Source organism: Streptomyces sp. NPDC030798, assembly GCF_055572275.1.
This window is the reverse complement of record NZ_JBVIDR010000002.1, coordinates 806292-821483: the sequence shown is the minus strand read 5'-3', so window position 1 is coordinate 821483 and position 15192 is coordinate 806292. Positions and strand designations below refer to the sequence as shown.

The window sequence follows — 15192 nt, the reverse complement described above, 5'->3', positions numbered from 1 at the left end:
GGCGTGCAAGGACGGACCTTGAGCATCACCTTCACCGACATCTTCTGTGGCGCTGGCGGCGCCAGCACCGGCCTGGTCAACGCAGGTTGGGAGCTGAAACTGGCCGCCAACCACTGGCAGACCGCGATCGACACCCACTCGGCGAACCACCCCCAGGCCGAGCACGTCTGCGCCGACGTCTCGAACTACGACATGCGCCGCCTGCCGCGCACCGATGTGCTGTGGGCCAGCCCCATCTGCACCGAGATCTCGCCCGCCGGGGGCCGCCGCCGCAGCAAGAAGGTCAGCGGGCTCACCGAGGAAGAACTGCGCTCGCTGCCCGACGCAGCGTTCGAGCGGACACGCGCGACCGCCTACGACGTCATCCGCGCCGTCGAGGTGCACCGGTACAAGGCGGTGCTCATAGAGAACGTCACCGAGTTCGCCACCGACTGGATCTTGTTCGACTGGTGGCTGAGCGGGATGGTCAAGCTGGGCTACAACTACCAGATCGTCTGCGTGAGCTCCGCGCACATCGGCGACGAGCTCAACCCGGCCGCCCCCCAGTGGAGGGACCGCCTCTACATCGTCTTTACCCAGGTCGGCATGCGCCTTCCGGACGTCGCCCCGCGACCCCTGGCCTGGTGCGAGGAGTGCGACGAGGACGTATACGCGCGGCAGACCTGGCGGCCGGGCCACACCGAGACCCGGATCGGCAAGTACGGCCAGCAGTACGACTACACCTGCCCCAACCACGACACCGCCGTGATCGTCGCGCCCTACGTTCGGCCCGCCTCCGACATCATCGATTGGACGAACCTGGGGACCCGGATCGGGGACCGCAAGCGCCCCTTGGCGCCCACGACCATGGACCGCATCGCCGCCGGTCTGGAGATGTTCCCCGACGAACCCTCGGTGGTCACCGTCAACCACGGCGGACACGACGGCCGCGCCTTCCGCCCGGACCTCACCCCGTTGCCGTCGCGCACCGTCAAGATCGGCGAAGGGCTCGTCGTACCGCCCGGCGCCTTCCCGCACGCCACCACCGCGGATCTGGCTGCCCCGCCCTTCATCGTTGAGTTCCGCAACCACGCCACCGCCGAGCGCGTGGATCGGCCCCTCGCCACCGTCACCGCGGGCGGCAACCACCACGGCCTAGTGATCCCGTTCCGGAAGGGCTCGACCGCCAAGCGGACCTGCGAGCCGCTGCACACCCTGTCTACACGCGACTCCGCCGGTCTGCTCCGCCCAGCGGTGAAGATCGAGGACTGCCACTTCCGGATGCTCCAGTGGCGCGAGCAGATGAGTGCCCAGCGTTTCCCCGAGACCTACATCGTCAAGGGCCGCAGCAAGGCCGAGAAGACCATGCAGGCCGGAAACGCCGTCAGCTGCAACGTCCCGCAGTGGCTCGGTCACGCTGTCAGCGCCGTCCTGTAAGCACCCGCAGGCCGCCCCCTCCGGGCGGGGCGGCCTGCTGACATCTGCCAGGCCAGCACATAGGCAGATTTACCTACATCACCCAGGGGCGAACTCGCCCCGGGCGTTCATCGCCTTGGCGGACGGCAGGGCAAGCCGCCGCCGGGCTCTCCACCACAACGAAGGGACGCACATGTCCAAGACCACACCCCGCCGGGTGGTCACGGGTGAAGTCAGCTTCGCCCGCTGGACCACCCAGGCCCTCGCCGTCGCGCGCGGCCTGCGCGCGCTGCCCTCCCCCTCGGTCCGGTACGCCGTGCCGGAGCAGACCCGCGAAGAGGCCGAGATCGAAGCGCTTGCCGTCAGTCTTGGCGTCCTGGCGCCGCGCCCGGCCACGCCGAGCCGGCCGAGCGCTGCGGGGGGCGTGCGATGACGACCGCCCAGATGTCGCTCTTCGAGGAGCCGACCATGACCGGCGACGATCCGCTGGACCTGCTCCGCAACGCGGATCTTGTCGTGCTGAACTCAAGCGGCGGCAAGGATTCGCAGGCCATGGTCTCCTACGTGGCCGGGCTGGCCGCCCACGTCGGCGCGCTGGACAAGATCGTGGTTGTGCACTGCGACCTGGGCCGGGTCGAGTGGAGCGGCAGCCGTGAGCTCGCCGAGTTGCACGCGCGGCACTACGGGCTGCGCTTTGAGGTCCGCAGCCGCGAGCAGGGCGCCTTCTGGAGCAGGTCGAGGAGCGCGGAATGTGATCTAGCGCAAGTGTTCGATATTACACGGCTCTGCTATTGAGAACCTGCCGCACGTAGCCTCAGCCACCGTTCATTGTGTACAGAAGCACAGTTATACAACTGTTCCCTCTCCTTCTGACGGTCCCCACTCTGTCGAAAAATATCGGCTGCCGTCTGGTGAGCATCGATGGATTCCTCGAACTTTCCAAGTTTCGCCAAGGCGCAGCCGAGGTTGCCCAGCGCCTCGGCTTCATGCTTGTAGCTGCCAAGTTCCCTGCAGATGGCGAAAGCACTAACGAAGGCTATGCGTGCCTGCTCAAACCAACGAATCTGTAGGCAGATGCGGCCGGCTCTGACTAGTTCGTCACTCTCGCGCTGACGGTCGCCTATTTTCCCATAAGTTTCCGCCAAATGAATAAAGGCCATGATGGCCTGGTCGAAACGGCTCGTTCTTCTAAATGTGTCACCAAGATTCTCCACGACTTGGGCTTGTCGCCCCAGGTCCCCGAGTTCAATAAAAAGAGCCAGGGCCTCGTGAAGAGCTTCGATAGCTTCGTCAAAACGCCGCATCTTACGGAGTGCAAGGCCTCGTGTATTCAAGGCAGCACCTGCACCCTTGCGGTTATCAACCTTCATACATGCATCGATGGCCTGGTTGCATGCATCGATGGCTTCAGCGGAGCGCCCCGCCTCATACAAGGCGATACCGAGTTCATGCAGCGCTTTCCCTTCATCTAGCACATCCCCGGATTCTCGAAAGATAGCAACGGCTTGAGTATAGGAAGTGACAGCGTCGTCGAAACGCTGAATTCCCAATAGGGCGTCTCCGAGATTTCTTAGCGCTTTTCCTTCAAGCTGGTGGCTACCGGTTTCCTGGAAGAGGTCAGCGGCGCGCCGGTGAGCGTCAACCGCCTTTGAAAATTGTTGCTGACTCGAGCGACTCAATCCGAGATTAGTCAGAGCCATTGCTTCAAGGCGACTCATATCTATTTCTCGAAAGATGTTCGCGGCCCGCTGATGAGTATTAGCCGCCTCTGGTATCTGGCCGAGACTGTCCAGGGCCGTACCAAGATTGCCTAGTGCCACGGCTTCGGAGTGCCGATCACCGAGTTTTCTGAAGAGTCGGATAGCTCGCTTGTGTGCGTTGACAGCGCCAGCAGGTCGCTGCGCCTCTGCAAGCGCAAGACCGAGGTTTGTGAGCGCCGCCCCTTCACCATGCCAATCGCTGATCGATCGACAGATTTTGGCAGCAGTTTTGTGGGACTCAATGGACTTCGAGAAGTTACGAAGATTTGTGAACATTAGACCGAGATTGCTGAGCGCCGCAGCCTCACTTCGGCTGTCACTGGTCTCACGGAAGAAGCCGACTGCACTCTCGAGCGCGCGGGCCGCCTCTGAAAACCTACCCAATTCACCCAGAGCCAATCCGAGGCTAGAAAGCGCGACACCCTCGCCGTGGCGGTCGCCCAGGACTCTGAATATTTCCGTCGCCTCCCTAACTATGTCAATAGCCTCAGCGGGCCTTCCGGCTTCCCGAACCGCCGTTCCTAGGCTGCTGAGCACTGCAGCCTCGCCCTGCCGGTCGCCAAGCTCGCGGAAGATTTCCACCGCGATGCTGTGATGGTCAACGGCCTCGTCAAACCTGCCCATCTCCTGGCATGCCTGGCCAAGGCTCGTCAGGGCCCAGCCTTCAGTCTGTCGGTCCTCGTGCTGTCGGGCCGAGTCGCGGGCATTTTCGGCAACGATCACCAAGTCCCCCAGCTGGCGGCGCCAGCCTAGGTATCTGGACAGAAAGTATGCTAGGCGCCACCCGATGATGGGTGGATCAATGGTTTCTTTGGTGGCGATGGCGACAAGGTTTTCACGCTCGATGTCCAGCCAAGCAAGAGCCGTATCCCTCGAATTGAAGCATGAATGGGTTTCTTCTTCGCCATATGTCAGATAGGTAGAAGCGTCAACGGTGGTATCTGCGTAGTACTCATAAAGATGGCTGAGTGCTGCTGGTCTGCCATCTGATTCGGCATGGAGACAGCCTATTTCGTCGGCGTAGATGCGGACGAGGTCGTGGAGGCGCCAGCGTCCCCAGATGTTGCCAGGCTCTATCAGGTGGGCGCGGGCAAGGTCTTGGAGGAGACGGCGAGTAACCGGTGGCTCGGATCCTGCGAGATGAGCAGCGGTTTCCGTGGAGATGTCAGGGCCTGGGTTCAGTGGGAGGAGCCGAAACAGGCGGGCTTGCTCGGTGTTGAGGTGGTGGTAGGACAGGTCGAAGGCAGCGCGTATGGCTTTGTCCTCGCGTCGGAGTTCGCCGAGTCGGTTCTGGGTGTCGGCGAGGTCTTCGGCCATGGAGGCCAGCGGTCGGCTGGGGATATCGGCAAGCAGGGCTGCGACGATCTGCAGTGCCAGCGGTAGGCGGCCGCACAGCTCGGCGATGGTTTTCGCGTGTTCGAGCTGGTCGTCTACTCGGGTGTCGTCGCTACCACGGGCATGGTGCAGTGCTTGGCGGATCAGATCGACGGCCGACTCGGGTGCCAAGACGTCCAGGTCGTGGAGGCGGGCGCCGATGTCGAGGGTGTGGCGGGAGGTGACGAGTGTCCCAGTGGCACCGTCAGTGGCGAGGAGGGGTTTGGCCTGTTCGGCGGTGGAAGCATTGTCAACGACGACGAGGATGCGCTGGCCTTGTTCGGCGTAGGCGGTAAGGACCGAGCGGTAGAGCCGGGAGCGGTCCTGCGGATGGGCGGGGATGTGTTCGCCTGGGATGCCTAGCGCGCGCAGCAATCCGTCCAGGGCGTGTTCGGGGCTGAGACGCCGGTCGTTGTCGTAGCCGAACAGGTCGACGAACAGGGCGCCGCCGGGGAACCAGCCCTTGCGTCTGAGGGCCTCGTGGGCGACCTGGAGGACGAGTTCGGTCTTGCCCACTCCTGCGAGGCCGGCAACTGCTGAGACCAGCGCTGGCTTCCTGTCCTTGCGGTCTGGCGCGAGGGCTCGAAGGAGCGTCCCTACCTCGTCGTCGCGGCCGGTGAAAGTGGGCGAGGGTGCGGGGAGACCGCTGAGTGCGGGGGTGATTTTCGGGGGCAGTTGGACGGTGATGTCCCGGCCCTGAATGACTGCGTGGAAGAACACCCCTCCGGTGATCTTGTTCGTCACCGTCGCATCCAGCTGGACCTGCTGGTGCCACCGCTCCAGCTCAGCGCCGAAATCGGGATCCAGCGCCGACCGAGCCGAGAGCACGCGACTCAGCGCCGCAGCGCGGATAGGGTCTTCCGGGGCTTGGGCCAGAGCTGCGAATTCTGTCTCGCCGGAGCTGATCGCTGGCACATCCGACGTGGTCTGGCCCAATCTGAAGGGGCGCCGTACCAACGTGCTCAACCACGCCCATGCCTGCTTGGCTGCTTCACCGCCCACGCCGCCCGCCAACGCGGTCAGCAGCTCCGTCGAGATCGGGTCCATCAGACACCATCCTCGTGTGCCTTGCGCTATCCCCCCATACGTCCACGCTAAGCCAGACCACCAACCAGCGGAGATCGGACAAGGCCGGCCCGATGGCTGTCCCGACCGCGTTCACTGTCCGCAGAATCGAGTATTGCTCGCCGCCAGCACTCGATGAGTTCAGCCTATTTCATACCCCGCTTCCCCTCGGGTTCTGGCCGCATGGCTGAGGGCGCCAGCGTCCTCGTATGCGATGATTGCAGCGTCCCATGCCGCACGTATCTCGCTCTCCTCTCTTTTCGCACGTCGCAGGGTGCGAGCAAGAGCCGCGTATTCTTCGCCTGCGCTATGAGGGTCTAGGGATTGCCTGAACATCTCAGCCGACCGCCTAAAAGCCGTAATCGCCTCTTCGGGGAGTTCCAATTTGTCGAATGCTGCCCCGCAATTCCCAAGACTTACGGCCATTCCCCGACAGTTGCCGATGCTTTGGTTGATATTGAAGGCTCTTTCGTGCAGTTGTGCGGCCTGCTCGTAGCCGCCCGCCTCGTACAGCACTAGTCCGACGTTATCCCACGTCGCGGCCTCTCCTTCTTCATCGCCAAGCTTCACGAACAGCTCGCGCGCGTACTCATGAGCTCTAATGGCCCCCTGTAGCTTGCCCGTTTGCCTCAAGGCGATCCCTATATTGTTGTACAGGTCGGCAAGGCTCGCCAGCTTGCCACCCCGAAGTAGCAGCGTGCGCGCATGCCCGTAAGCAGTGAGGGCATCTTCCGACTTTCCGACTTCCTGTAGGGTCAATCCGAGGCTGTTCCATGCGGAGGCCTCGGTCAGATCTTCCCCGAGTTCGCGGGCACTGTGAATGGATGTCTTGCATAGCAGCAACAAATCATCATATCGGCGAAGAAGCTGCAGGTACTGACTCAGAATTATAGGAAGACGTGCCGCGAACGTCAGATTTCCCACCCTTTCTGCTGCACGAGTGGCTGCTATTAGGTTGTCGCATTCCACCCCAAGCCATGTCATGGCATCGCCATAGGCGTTAAAGGGGCTGCCAGGAAGTGGCTGCTTTGTGCGAAGGCAGTCGTCCGCCGCGTCGGCGAGATCGTAATAATAGTCGAAGAGACGCTTCTGTGCTTTCTCGTGTATTTCTGTCGCATCGGGATCGGTCCTTTTGAAAGACTCGACCTTCTCGGTGGCGTATGTCCGGATCAGGTCGTGCATTCGCCAGCGTCCCCAGACCCGGCCATGCTCGATCAGGTGAGCGCGGGCCAGGTCTTCGAGTAGGCGCTGCGTGGTGAGTCGTTCTTCCTCAGCCAGCTGAGTGGCTGCCTCGGTCGAGATGTCTGGACCAGCGTTCAGGGAAAGCATGCGAAATAGTCGGGCTTGATCGGGATTGAGGTGCTCGTAGGATAGGTCGAATGTCGCGCGTACGGCCTTGTCCTCGCGTCTAAGCCCGCCAAGTCGACTCCGCGCATCGGCGAGGTCTTCGGTCATCGAAGCCAATGGTCGGGTGGGGCTGTCGGCAAGCAACGTAGCGACAATCTGTAGGGCCAGAGGCAAGCGGCCGCATAGCTCCGCGATGGTCTTGGCCTGCTGAAGTTCATCATCTACTCGGGTGTCGTTGCTCCCGCGCGCGTGATGCAGTGCTTGGCGGATCAGGTCCACAGCTGCTTCGGGAGCCAGGACGTTGAGGTCATGGAGCCGGGCGCCGATGTCGAGTGTGTGGCGGGAGGTAACCAGTACCCCGGTGGCCGCGTCACTGGGGAGCAGAGGCTTGGCCTGGTCGGCCGAGGAGGCGTTGTCGACGACAACCAGGATGCGCCGGCCCTGTCCTGCGTAGGCCGCCAGGACTGTGCGGTAGAGCCGGGAGCGGTCCTGCAGCTCGTCGGGGATGTGTTCGCCGGGGATGCCCAGCGAGCGCAGCAATCCATCCAGGGCCTGTTCGGGGGTGAGGCGCCGGTCGTTGTCGTAGCCGAACAGGTCGACGAACAGGGCGCCGCCGGGGAACCAGCCGTTGCGCCTGAGGGCCTCGTGGGCGACCTGGAGGACGAGTTCGGTCTTGCCCACTCCTGCCAGGCCGGCGATCGCAGAGACCAGAAATGGCTTCCCGTCCCTGCGGTCCGGCGCGAGAGATTGAAGGAGTGTCTCCACTTCGTCGTCGCGGCCGGCGAAGGTGGGCGAAGGCCCGGGGAGGGCGCTCAGCGCGGGGGTGACTTGAGGGGGCAGTTGGACGTTGATGTCCCGGCCTTGAATGACCGCGTGAAAGAAGACTCCGCCGCTGATCCGGTTCGACACCCCCGCCAGCGGCCTGTCCTCCCCGTGCTCGGTCATCGTATGCTCCTGAGCAAGCGAAGGCTTTGTGCCACCTGGCCTAGTGGACGTTGTCTCGTCCCTGCTTCACCTGGTCATGAAACGTGCCACCGCTGATCTCGTTGTGGACGTCACCGGTACCCGTGTTTACCTGCACCTGCTGGTGCCACCGCTCCAGCCCAGTCCTAAACTCGGGATCCGCGGCTGCGCGCTGCGCGAGTGTGGTGCTGAGGGCCTGAGCACGGCCTACGTCCGTCGGCGCTTGCTCGAGAGCGTCCAGTTCTGCTTCCCCGGAGGCGATCGCCGAATCCGATGCGGCGGGGCGCCGTACCAGGGTCCTCAACCACGCCCACGCCTGCTTGGCCGCTTCACCACCCACACCGCCTGCCAACGCGCTCAACAGCTCCGTCGAGATCGGGTCCATCACGCACCACCCCTCGCGTGCCTTGCGCTATCCCCCTATACCTTCACGCTAGGCCAGACCACCAGCCTCCGCAGATCGAGCGAGAGCCGATGAGTGTCCCGACTTCGGTCACTGCCCGCAATCAGACGTGGACGTATTCGGCAGAGTCGAGTATTGCTCTCCGCCAGCAGCTCCCGCTAACACAGGACTCGGCGCTCACCACCCGCGGGCGGTCGGTGTTCACCTGGCTTCCGATCCACACGTGGTCCGATGAGCAGGTCTGGCAGTAGATTGCGGAATCCGCGCTGCCCTACAGCCCGGTGTATGACCAGGGCATGAGTCGCCTGAGCTGCAGCTTCTGTGTGCTGGCCAGTGAAGACGATCTCGTGTGCGCCGCCCGGCTGCGCCCCGGGATGGCCGCACTCTACGCCGATCTGGAGACGCACATCGGACATCGCTTCAAGGTCGATCTTGCGATGGCCGACGTCGTCGCCCAGGCCCAGGCACTCGGGCCAATCACTCCTCAGCCGCGCGGGACCGCGATGCGCCGCCACCTGGGCGACCAAGCGACGGGCGCCTACCTGCGCAGGCTCACGGGCTGACCTACCGGGCCGGGGCGGGGTGGTGCGGCGGGCACCGCCCCGCCCCGGCCGCAAACGGCAAAGCGGGCCGACGGTTACGAGCCGAAGCTCGTACCAGCCCCGCCGAAGCGTGCTGGCTCGGGCAAAACCGCCGGCCCTTCTCCACCACCAACGACGAGGCCACATCAGGTCTCCCGCTGGCAGCGTCCATCAGTGTACGGCTCGGGATACGACAGGATGACACCACCATGACTACGACGAGAGAGCAGTTCGAGCAGCGGCTCGCCGCGCTGCACGACCCCTGGGTGACCCGTAAGCAGTTGGAACACCTCGCTGGCGTTTCGCCGAAGACGATCCGAAACTGGCTGGAGGCCCACCCCATCCCCGAGGCGAAGACCCGGGTCGGTGCCCGCAGCACCCAGCTCATCGACAGGCAGACGGCGGCGGAGTGGGTTCGCGTGCGGCTCTTCGGCGACAAGGAGGGGGCCACGGACGTGCAGTCCGGCCCGCGCTGGCCCGCCGAGCCGCGCCCCATGACGCACGCCCCCGGCGAGCGGTGGCGCCGTGTCGAGATCGCTCGGCGGCGCGGCGTGACCCCCGGCGCCATCGGCAACCTGGCCCAGGCGTACGCGGATCACCCGAGTCACCCCTTCCCGCCCGCCGCGGAGGACCACACGCGGGACGCTGCCGCCGTCGCCGCGTGGTTCGCCTGGTACGACGCCGAGCGCCCCGGCTACAGCGGGAAGAGCGCAGGCCGGAAGGACGCCACGCAGGCTCCATCCGGGAGAGTCGCCGAGGTCGCCGACCTGCTGCGCGCCGCCATCGCCGAGGGCACCAACCTGACCACCGAGACCGTCGCGGCTCGGCTGAGGGTTTCCCCCGACGTCGCCACCCGCTACCTGTCGCAGGCTGCCCAGGCGGTGATGCCTGAGCACGGGCTGATCGCTCGCAGGCAGATCCCCGACCTGTTCCCGGTCGCCGTCCGCAACGAGATGACCCCGCCGCAGCGGCGCGAACGCGTCAAGACACTGCTGCGACGCCGCACGGCGCCGAAACCCGTTCTCGTCGTCGGCGGCACGGAGTACTACCGACGCCAGGAGGCGGAGGCTCTAGTGAGGTCAGTGTGACGGTGGTTTGTGTCAATGGGGGTGGGTGACGATACGGGCTGGCCGTCAGCCGGCCGAAGTGGTGGGGCTATTGTGCGGCCCCTGTAGGCCGGCTGTCGTGGGAGTGGGTTGTCGGGGTGCGGGTGGTTCCCTCCCGGCGGGGAGATTGTGAGGGGGTGCGGCGGACTGTGCGCAAGGTCGTCTCGGAACCTTTTTTCGCCGCTCCTCCGTCGCAGTGAAAAAAGGTACCGTTCCTCCCCTGCGCTTCGTCCGGCACCCCCTCAGAATCTCTTTTTGCCGGGAGGGAGAGGGGGGCGGTCCTGCGGCTTCTGCCGGTCGGGTGACGGGGGTGGTCGGCCGAGTGCGGGCCGGTCGGATGAGGGCCGGTCGGCGGGGGGACGTCCGCTGCACGGCCGCCGATGGCGGGTGCGGAGAGCGGAGCCAATTCCTTGCAGTCGGTGAGGGTTTGGGGTTGACTCCCCATAACCCAAATAGATAGATTTACCTATGTCGAGACGGGGCAGGGCAAGCCCCCCGACACTCCACCACCAACTGCGCGCAAAAGCGTGCGGCGAGCCAGGAAAAGAGGCCCGCTCATGTATGCGGTGAGCATCGGCAAATTCACCAAGGTCAAGAATCCCGAATCCAAGAAGGCGTACCGCTGCGCGAAGCGCACCAAGTACGTCACCGACGACCCCTCCCGGATTGCCGAGGACGCCATCACCCTCCTGAAGAACGCTGGGAAGGGAATGCGCTTCTCCGGAATGGAGGCATTCGGAGAGGCCCACGGATTCTGGAACGACGGTCACAAGTGCCCGGACGCCGACCCCTCCGACGAGTGTGAGCGGCTGGAACTGGAAGCGTGCGGCAACTGGATCGAGAAACGGGTCCGTGAGCTCGGTACCGGCGAATCGGTGGACCTGCATCTTGCACTGGAAAGCGGCTTCACTGAGTTCATCATCACCGGAAAGTGAGCGAGGGCATGGACAGCCTCGAAACCCTCTTCTGTCACTTGGAGGACATCGCGCAGCGCGCCGAGGACTTGGCGAAGTCACCGAACCTGGACGACGCCGAGCGACATGACGTGCACTCGCTGTGGGACACGGCGATTGCCGCGCTCCAGGATCTCGGCGTGGCGTACACGCAGCGCGACGGCACGCAGGTGCTGACCAAGCCGGAGCGGCCGGCGCGGTGGCGCATTCTGCTGGGCCTGGCCGCGTCCGCCCTCAATCAGCTGAGCGCGGAGGAGTACCCCGCCGATGTGCAGACCGGCGGCGAGCTGGTTGGCGGACAGATGCGCTGGCGGCCGCGCATCCTGACGTACCGCTGGGATGCCACGCCCTACGTCATCCGCGAGCCGAGGAAGGGCAAGGAGGCGGCCCGCTGGGTCGTAGCCGACTCGAAGTAGAGCGAGACCGGTGCCCGGCCCGCCGCCGGGCACCGGCCGAATCACCACCACCCCTACGTCGACCGGGGCAGGGCAAGCCCCCGACACTCCGCCGCCAACCACGCCAGGAAGCGAGGCGCGCTCATGTACTCCGTGAGCACCGGCGCATACACCCTCCCCCACGAGCAGCGGGCACTCGCATGGATCGCGCTCCACTGCGAGGTTCCCGCCGAGTGGCCGCCGGAAGATCGCCGCGAAGAGCGCCGGTCCATCCGGGAGGACATACGCGAGCGGTACATCTCGATCGGCCGCAGCGCCGAAGACGCGGTGAAGGCCGCCTACAACCAGGGCCGCACCGTGCTCGACCTCAGCAACATCGAGGACGGCGAGCCGATCCCGTGGACGGTCATCACGGCTGACCTGCGCAAGGCATGCATCACGGAGTTTCACCAGACGCCGTACGGCACCGTGCTGCTCAACATGCGCTGACTCCGGTGCCCGGCCGTGCGCGCCGGGCACCGCTCGAACTCCGTGTTGCTCACTGCCGAAACCCCTTGGTGAGGGGTCGTTCCGGGGTGGTGCCCGGAGCCTGACGACGGCAGCCGCCCGACTCAGCAGGCATGGAAGAAGGGTGCGCTTTGACCACCATGGAGGAGGTTCTGGTGTCCGCCGACGGCGAGCATGTATATGAGGCCGTGGCAGACAAGTCCAACCGCTGGAACGGCTGGCTGTCTCCGCGCTTCACGCTTGAGACCGTCAAGCAGATAGCCGCCGACTGCCGGAAGTTGATCGAGGAGTTCGGGCGAGCTCACCAGGACGAGATCCGAGTCATCGAGGCCCGGAGCTGTCGGAGATGTCCGAGGACGGCGAGGAGCTCAAGGCCGCCATCGTGCTCCACATCCGCTGGGGCTACATCCACAGCGACGGCCCCGCCACCTGCGCGACCGTCGTGGAGCCCGGCGAGGACGGCCGGTACGCCATCGGCGCATGGGCGTGGACCTGGTCGGAGGTCTCCCCCAACGTCAGCGAGCGCAGCACGTACCTGTTCGACTTCTGCGCCGCAGCGCTGCGTGAAGCGGTGTGGTTCGAGGCTCAGCCCGCACCCGGCGACCCCGATCTCACTCCGGGCCGGGAGTGGGAGCACGTTGAGGGCCTGGATGTGAACAGTGTCGGGCTGGAGCAGCGCGAGGCGTTCATGCGGGCGTGCGCCGCGTTCATCTCCGACAACGCCGAGGCGCTGAATGACATCCCGGCCGAGCGGGCCGGAGAAGCGTTCTGGATGTCGGCGCGCGGTAACGACGCTATCCCCTCGCGGTCGCTCCTCGCGCTGCCGGACGTGCCCGAAGAGACGCGCGAGCGCCTGCACGCTTCGGCGGCCACGCACCGGTTCGGCACGGTCCACCAGGACGGCACCACGGTGAGCTTCGGCTGACCGTTCCCGCAGCAAATCCGCGCAGCTGACCAACAAGAGAGAACGGTTGACTCCTCCCCCCAAGAGATAGATTTACCTACACCGAAAGGGGGCAGGGCAAGCCCCCAGCACTCCACCACCAATCCGATCCGAAGGGATGCAGAGGCGATGGCCTACGGCAACGCAATCGACCTGGACGAGAGCACCCGTATCGTGCCGGTCTTCGACCCGGTGCTGCGCACCCTGTCCGTGCAGCTGTGGAAGGGCAGCGAACCGGCCGGAATCCATGGCCTGGTCGAGCACTTCACCCACCCCGACGACGTTCTCGACACGATCGACGAGTTCCTGGAGCAGTCCGGTGTCCGGGCGCTCACCGAGCACGAGATCGACGTGCTCGCCGGTGAGCTGATCATGGCCAAGGGCGGCCCTGACGCTGCCCTCCTGACGATGGCCCGCCAGAACCCGGAGTCCTTCCTCATCTACTGATCCACGCCAGCCGGGGCGGCGCGCGGTCGCGCCGCCCCGGCCCCCGCCCCTGGAGCCACAGCGCAGGTTGGATTCCACCGTGGCTCCCGGACACCGCCGAGGGACAGGGCAAGTTCCCGGCGGCTCCGCCACCAACAGCACGCCACTGACACCCGAGAGGATCCGGACATGACCACGTACCAGGTCTGCTGGAAGTCTGCGCCGACGACCCGCTGAGCGCCGCGAAGGAGGCGTGGGACATGCTGCGCGATCCCGAAGCCTTCCCACCCGTCTTCGAGGTCCGTGCCGACGGCGAAACGACCGTGGAGGTAGACCTGCTGGACGACACGATCCGTCCGACCAGCAGCAACCTCGCCGGCGGCCCCGGCACGGACCTGTTCATCGCGGCATACCTGGCCACCTACCCGCACCCGCTGCCCGGCCTGGACGCCAGCACCGCCCGCATCGTACGAGCCGACCAGCTCCGCCAGGGTGACGTGATCCTGGGCGCCTTCCAGCTGGACGACCAGCAGCCCGGCCGCGCGACATTGCAGTCCCACATCCCTCGGTACGCCGACCCCTCCCCTGCGTGCGGGGCGTGCAGTCCGGACTGCGCCATGTTCACCATCTCGGCGCAACACACCGGACGCACCGCGTTGCACATCACCGCCGTCGGCCGCGAGGTCACCGGCCCAGAAGACTCCGACGAAGAGCCTTTTAATCTCAACGACTTCGCCGACACGTTGTATCTGATGATCCCGCACACCGCCGACGGCCAGCAGGCGTAGCCGCCGCCACGACCGCAGCCCTCGGGGCCCGGGGACACCGGCACGGTGTCCCCGGGCCGGTAGGCGTGGATGTCGTAATGCGCGCCGCATCATGTCCCTGGGCCGAGGTACTGTCACGCTTGATCAGCGCGAACAGCATCACGCGCCCGAGGGAAAGGGGAGCCCGTGACGCGCAGCAGAATGACGGAGACGCCGATCGAGGATCTCGATCTCGGCTGGATCGGCATGACGATCGAAGTGGACACCCCCGACGGCAGCCAGGTTGGGTTCCGCCTCGCACGCTACGAGAGGACCACCCGCGACGGCGAACCGCTGTGGATCCTCTTCAGCACCGACCACCCGTGGCGCACCGAACTGACCGCAGGCGCCAAGATCCGGTGGATACACCGGCCGGCCGACCCCGGCCGGCCGACGGGGTATTACGTCCCCCAGCAGCAGTACACCAGCCCGGTAACGGCTCCTCCGGCCGCGCCCGCACCTGGCCAGCTCAACCCGAACTCCTGGGTGACTCCACCGGCGCCCGGAACCCGGTGACACACGCCGCAGACGCCGCGACCCCCGACCTGGACCGGTAACAGTCAGGACGGGGGTCGCGGTGCGTCTGCATCAGCCGGGCAGGGCCACTGACTCATCTGACGGAGCGGACGTCTCGACGGCTGGCACCGGAGACGGCGGCGGCACCGACGGCGACGGCGCCACCACGGGCGTCGGCGACGACGGCGATCCTGCGCTCGCCGGAGCGCTCGCGGCGCCGTCCAAGGACGCCTTGATCTCGCGTACCACGGCCTCGGGCACGCCCAGACGCTCCGCCACGGACCGCACGCCGGTGAGCGCCAGCATCTGGCCCACGACGTCGTTCATCTGCTCCCGGAGCTTCCCCGTCTCCTTCTCCACCTCCCCGCGCACCTTCTCGGTGTACTTCCTGATCTTCTCCTCGGCCGCGGACTCCTTGTCGGCTATCTCGTCATCTGCCTCGAACCAGGCAGTCGCCAGGTCCTCCAACTGCTGCTCGCGCTGCCGACGCTCCGCCGTGCGGGCCCGAGCCTTCTCCCTCGCTTTGAGCTGGCGGGTGGTCCTCCGCTCTGCCATGGATGCCCTCCCCATCGGTAGGTACACGGTCATTGTGGTCCCCACGCAACGGCCGATGCTACGGCGAGTTGACTAGCCGTCTGGCGGGCTGTCCGCG

General features: G+C 65.5%; 16 protein-coding genes and 1 other RNA gene. 13 read left to right on the top strand and 4 right to left on the bottom strand.

From position 1 onward, the window contains the following. Window positions 1-18 precede the first annotated feature (18 nt). The 3 genes from ACZ404_RS08130 to ACZ404_RS08120 all read left to right on the top strand — a co-directional run bounded on the left by ACZ404_RS08130 (window position 19) and on the right by ACZ404_RS08120 (window position 2190). A complete protein-coding gene (locus ACZ404_RS08130) occupies window positions 19-1416 on the top strand; it encodes a DNA cytosine methyltransferase (RefSeq protein WP_468437065.1) in 1398 nt (465 codons plus the stop codon). Between the two features lie 172 nt (window positions 1417-1588). Next, complete coding sequence (locus ACZ404_RS08125) at window positions 1589-1828, top strand: hypothetical protein (RefSeq protein ID WP_468437063.1); 240 nt, start codon at window positions 1589-1591, stop codon at window positions 1826-1828. After that, window positions 1825-2190: a tRNA lysidine(34) synthetase gene (locus tag ACZ404_RS08120; RefSeq protein WP_468437061.1), complete on the top strand. Its 366-nt coding sequence runs from the start codon at window positions 1825-1827 to the stop codon at window positions 2188-2190. The genes ACZ404_RS08125 and ACZ404_RS08120 overlap by 4 nt, the downstream gene beginning before the upstream one ends. On the opposite strand, the gene ACZ404_RS08115 is transcribed toward ACZ404_RS08120, so the two are convergent. The 3 genes from ACZ404_RS08115 to ACZ404_RS08105 form a co-directional block, all read right to left on the bottom strand. Further along, on the bottom strand, window positions 2184-5576 hold the full coding sequence (locus tag ACZ404_RS08115; protein WP_468437059.1) for a tetratricopeptide repeat protein: 3393 nt from the start codon (window positions 5574-5576) through the stop codon (window positions 2184-2186). The two genes, ACZ404_RS08120 and ACZ404_RS08115, sit on opposite strands and share 7 nt — an antisense overlap. A gap of 159 nt (window positions 5577-5735) precedes the next feature. Next, window positions 5736-7886 carry an ATP-binding protein gene (locus ACZ404_RS08110; protein ID WP_468437057.1) on the bottom strand — a complete coding sequence of 717 codons (2151 nt, stop codon included), beginning with the start codon at window positions 7884-7886 and terminating at the stop codon, window positions 5736-5738. 40 nt (window positions 7887-7926) lie between these two features. Next, window positions 7927-8289 (bottom strand): hypothetical protein, encoded by a 363-nt coding sequence (locus ACZ404_RS08105; protein WP_468437198.1) that lies wholly within the window; start codon window positions 8287-8289, stop codon window positions 7927-7929. Between the two features lie 314 nt (window positions 8290-8603). Here ACZ404_RS08105 and ACZ404_RS08100 point away from each other — a divergent pair, with 314 nt between their 5' ends. The 10 genes from ACZ404_RS08100 (at window position 8604) to ACZ404_RS08055 (ending at window position 14540) form a co-directional block, all read left to right on the top strand. Then, window positions 8604-8870 carry a hypothetical protein gene (locus ACZ404_RS08100; RefSeq protein WP_468437055.1) on the top strand — a complete coding sequence of 89 codons (267 nt, stop codon included), beginning with the start codon at window positions 8604-8606 and terminating at the stop codon, window positions 8868-8870. A gap of 227 nt (window positions 8871-9097) precedes the next feature. Then, on the top strand, window positions 9098-9976 hold the full coding sequence (locus ACZ404_RS08095) for a hypothetical protein (protein WP_468437053.1): 879 nt from the start codon (window positions 9098-9100) through the stop codon (window positions 9974-9976). A gap of 575 nt (window positions 9977-10551) precedes the next feature. Then, complete coding sequence (locus ACZ404_RS08090; RefSeq protein WP_468437051.1) at window positions 10552-10929, top strand: hypothetical protein; 378 nt, start codon at window positions 10552-10554, stop codon at window positions 10927-10929. Between the two features lie 8 nt (window positions 10930-10937). Then, window positions 10938-11363, top strand: a complete 426-nt coding sequence (locus ACZ404_RS08085; RefSeq protein WP_468437050.1) for a hypothetical protein — start codon at window positions 10938-10940, stop codon at window positions 11361-11363. Between the two features lie 123 nt (window positions 11364-11486). Next, on the top strand, window positions 11487-11831 hold the full coding sequence (locus tag ACZ404_RS08080; RefSeq protein ID WP_468437048.1) for a hypothetical protein: 345 nt from the start codon (window positions 11487-11489) through the stop codon (window positions 11829-11831). Window positions 11832-11884: 53 nt separating this feature from the next. Further along, window positions 11885-11950: hammerhead ribozyme type II (locus tag ACZ404_RS08075), an RNA gene on the top strand. Window positions 11951-12195: 245 nt separating this feature from the next. Beyond that, window positions 12196-12774 carry a hypothetical protein gene (locus tag ACZ404_RS08070; RefSeq protein ID WP_468437046.1) on the top strand — a complete coding sequence of 193 codons (579 nt, stop codon included), beginning with the start codon at window positions 12196-12198 and terminating at the stop codon, window positions 12772-12774. A 147-nt stretch (window positions 12775-12921) separates the two neighbouring features. Further along, window positions 12922-13239, top strand: coding sequence for a hypothetical protein (locus ACZ404_RS08065; protein WP_468437045.1), 318 nt, complete (start codon window positions 12922-12924; stop codon window positions 13237-13239). 239 nt (window positions 13240-13478) lie between these two features. Next, the gene (locus ACZ404_RS08060; protein WP_468437044.1) at window positions 13479-14006 is read left to right on the top strand and encodes a hypothetical protein; all 528 of its coding nucleotides are present in this window, start codon (window positions 13479-13481) and stop codon (window positions 14004-14006) included. A 165-nt stretch (window positions 14007-14171) separates the two neighbouring features. Continuing rightward, the gene (locus ACZ404_RS08055; RefSeq protein ID WP_468437043.1) at window positions 14172-14540 is read left to right on the top strand and encodes a hypothetical protein; all 369 of its coding nucleotides are present in this window, start codon (window positions 14172-14174) and stop codon (window positions 14538-14540) included. A 72-nt stretch (window positions 14541-14612) separates the two neighbouring features. On the opposite strand, the gene ACZ404_RS08050 is transcribed toward ACZ404_RS08055, so the two are convergent. Beyond that, window positions 14613-15095 carry a hypothetical protein gene (locus tag ACZ404_RS08050; RefSeq protein WP_468437042.1) on the bottom strand — a complete coding sequence of 161 codons (483 nt, stop codon included), beginning with the start codon at window positions 15093-15095 and terminating at the stop codon, window positions 14613-14615. Window positions 15096-15192: the final 97 nt, after the last annotated feature.

Coding starts and splice junctions, on each gene's coding strand:
- ACZ404_RS08085 (WP_468437050.1), top strand. CDS start 10,938: ATGGACAGCCTCGAAACCCTCTTCTGTCACTTGGAGGACATCGCGCAG.
- ACZ404_RS08110 (WP_468437057.1), bottom strand. CDS start 7,886: ATGACCGAGCACGGGGAGGACAGGCCGCTGGCGGGGGTGTCGAACCGG.
- ACZ404_RS08080 (WP_468437048.1), top strand. CDS start 11,487: ATGTACTCCGTGAGCACCGGCGCATACACCCTCCCCCACGAGCAGCGG.
- ACZ404_RS08125 (WP_468437063.1), top strand. CDS start 1,589: ATGTCCAAGACCACACCCCGCCGGGTGGTCACGGGTGAAGTCAGCTTC.
- ACZ404_RS08060 (WP_468437044.1), top strand. CDS start 13,479: ATGCTGCGCGATCCCGAAGCCTTCCCACCCGTCTTCGAGGTCCGTGCC.
- ACZ404_RS08120 (WP_468437061.1), top strand. CDS start 1,825: ATGACGACCGCCCAGATGTCGCTCTTCGAGGAGCCGACCATGACCGGC.
- ACZ404_RS08070 (WP_468437046.1), top strand. CDS start 12,196: ATGTCCGAGGACGGCGAGGAGCTCAAGGCCGCCATCGTGCTCCACATC.
- ACZ404_RS08090 (WP_468437051.1), top strand. CDS start 10,552: ATGTATGCGGTGAGCATCGGCAAATTCACCAAGGTCAAGAATCCCGAA.
- ACZ404_RS08095 (WP_468437053.1), top strand. CDS start 9,098: ATGACTACGACGAGAGAGCAGTTCGAGCAGCGGCTCGCCGCGCTGCAC.
- ACZ404_RS08115 (WP_468437059.1), bottom strand. CDS start 5,576: ATGGACCCGATCTCGACGGAGCTGCTGACCGCGTTGGCGGGCGGCGTG.
- ACZ404_RS08105 (WP_468437198.1), bottom strand. CDS start 8,289: ATGGACCCGATCTCGACGGAGCTGTTGAGCGCGTTGGCAGGCGGTGTG.
- ACZ404_RS08050 (WP_468437042.1), bottom strand. CDS start 15,095: ATGGCAGAGCGGAGGACCACCCGCCAGCTCAAAGCGAGGGAGAAGGCT.
- ACZ404_RS08065 (WP_468437045.1), top strand. CDS start 12,922: ATGGCCTACGGCAACGCAATCGACCTGGACGAGAGCACCCGTATCGTG.
- ACZ404_RS08100 (WP_468437055.1), top strand. CDS start 8,604: ATGAGTCGCCTGAGCTGCAGCTTCTGTGTGCTGGCCAGTGAAGACGAT.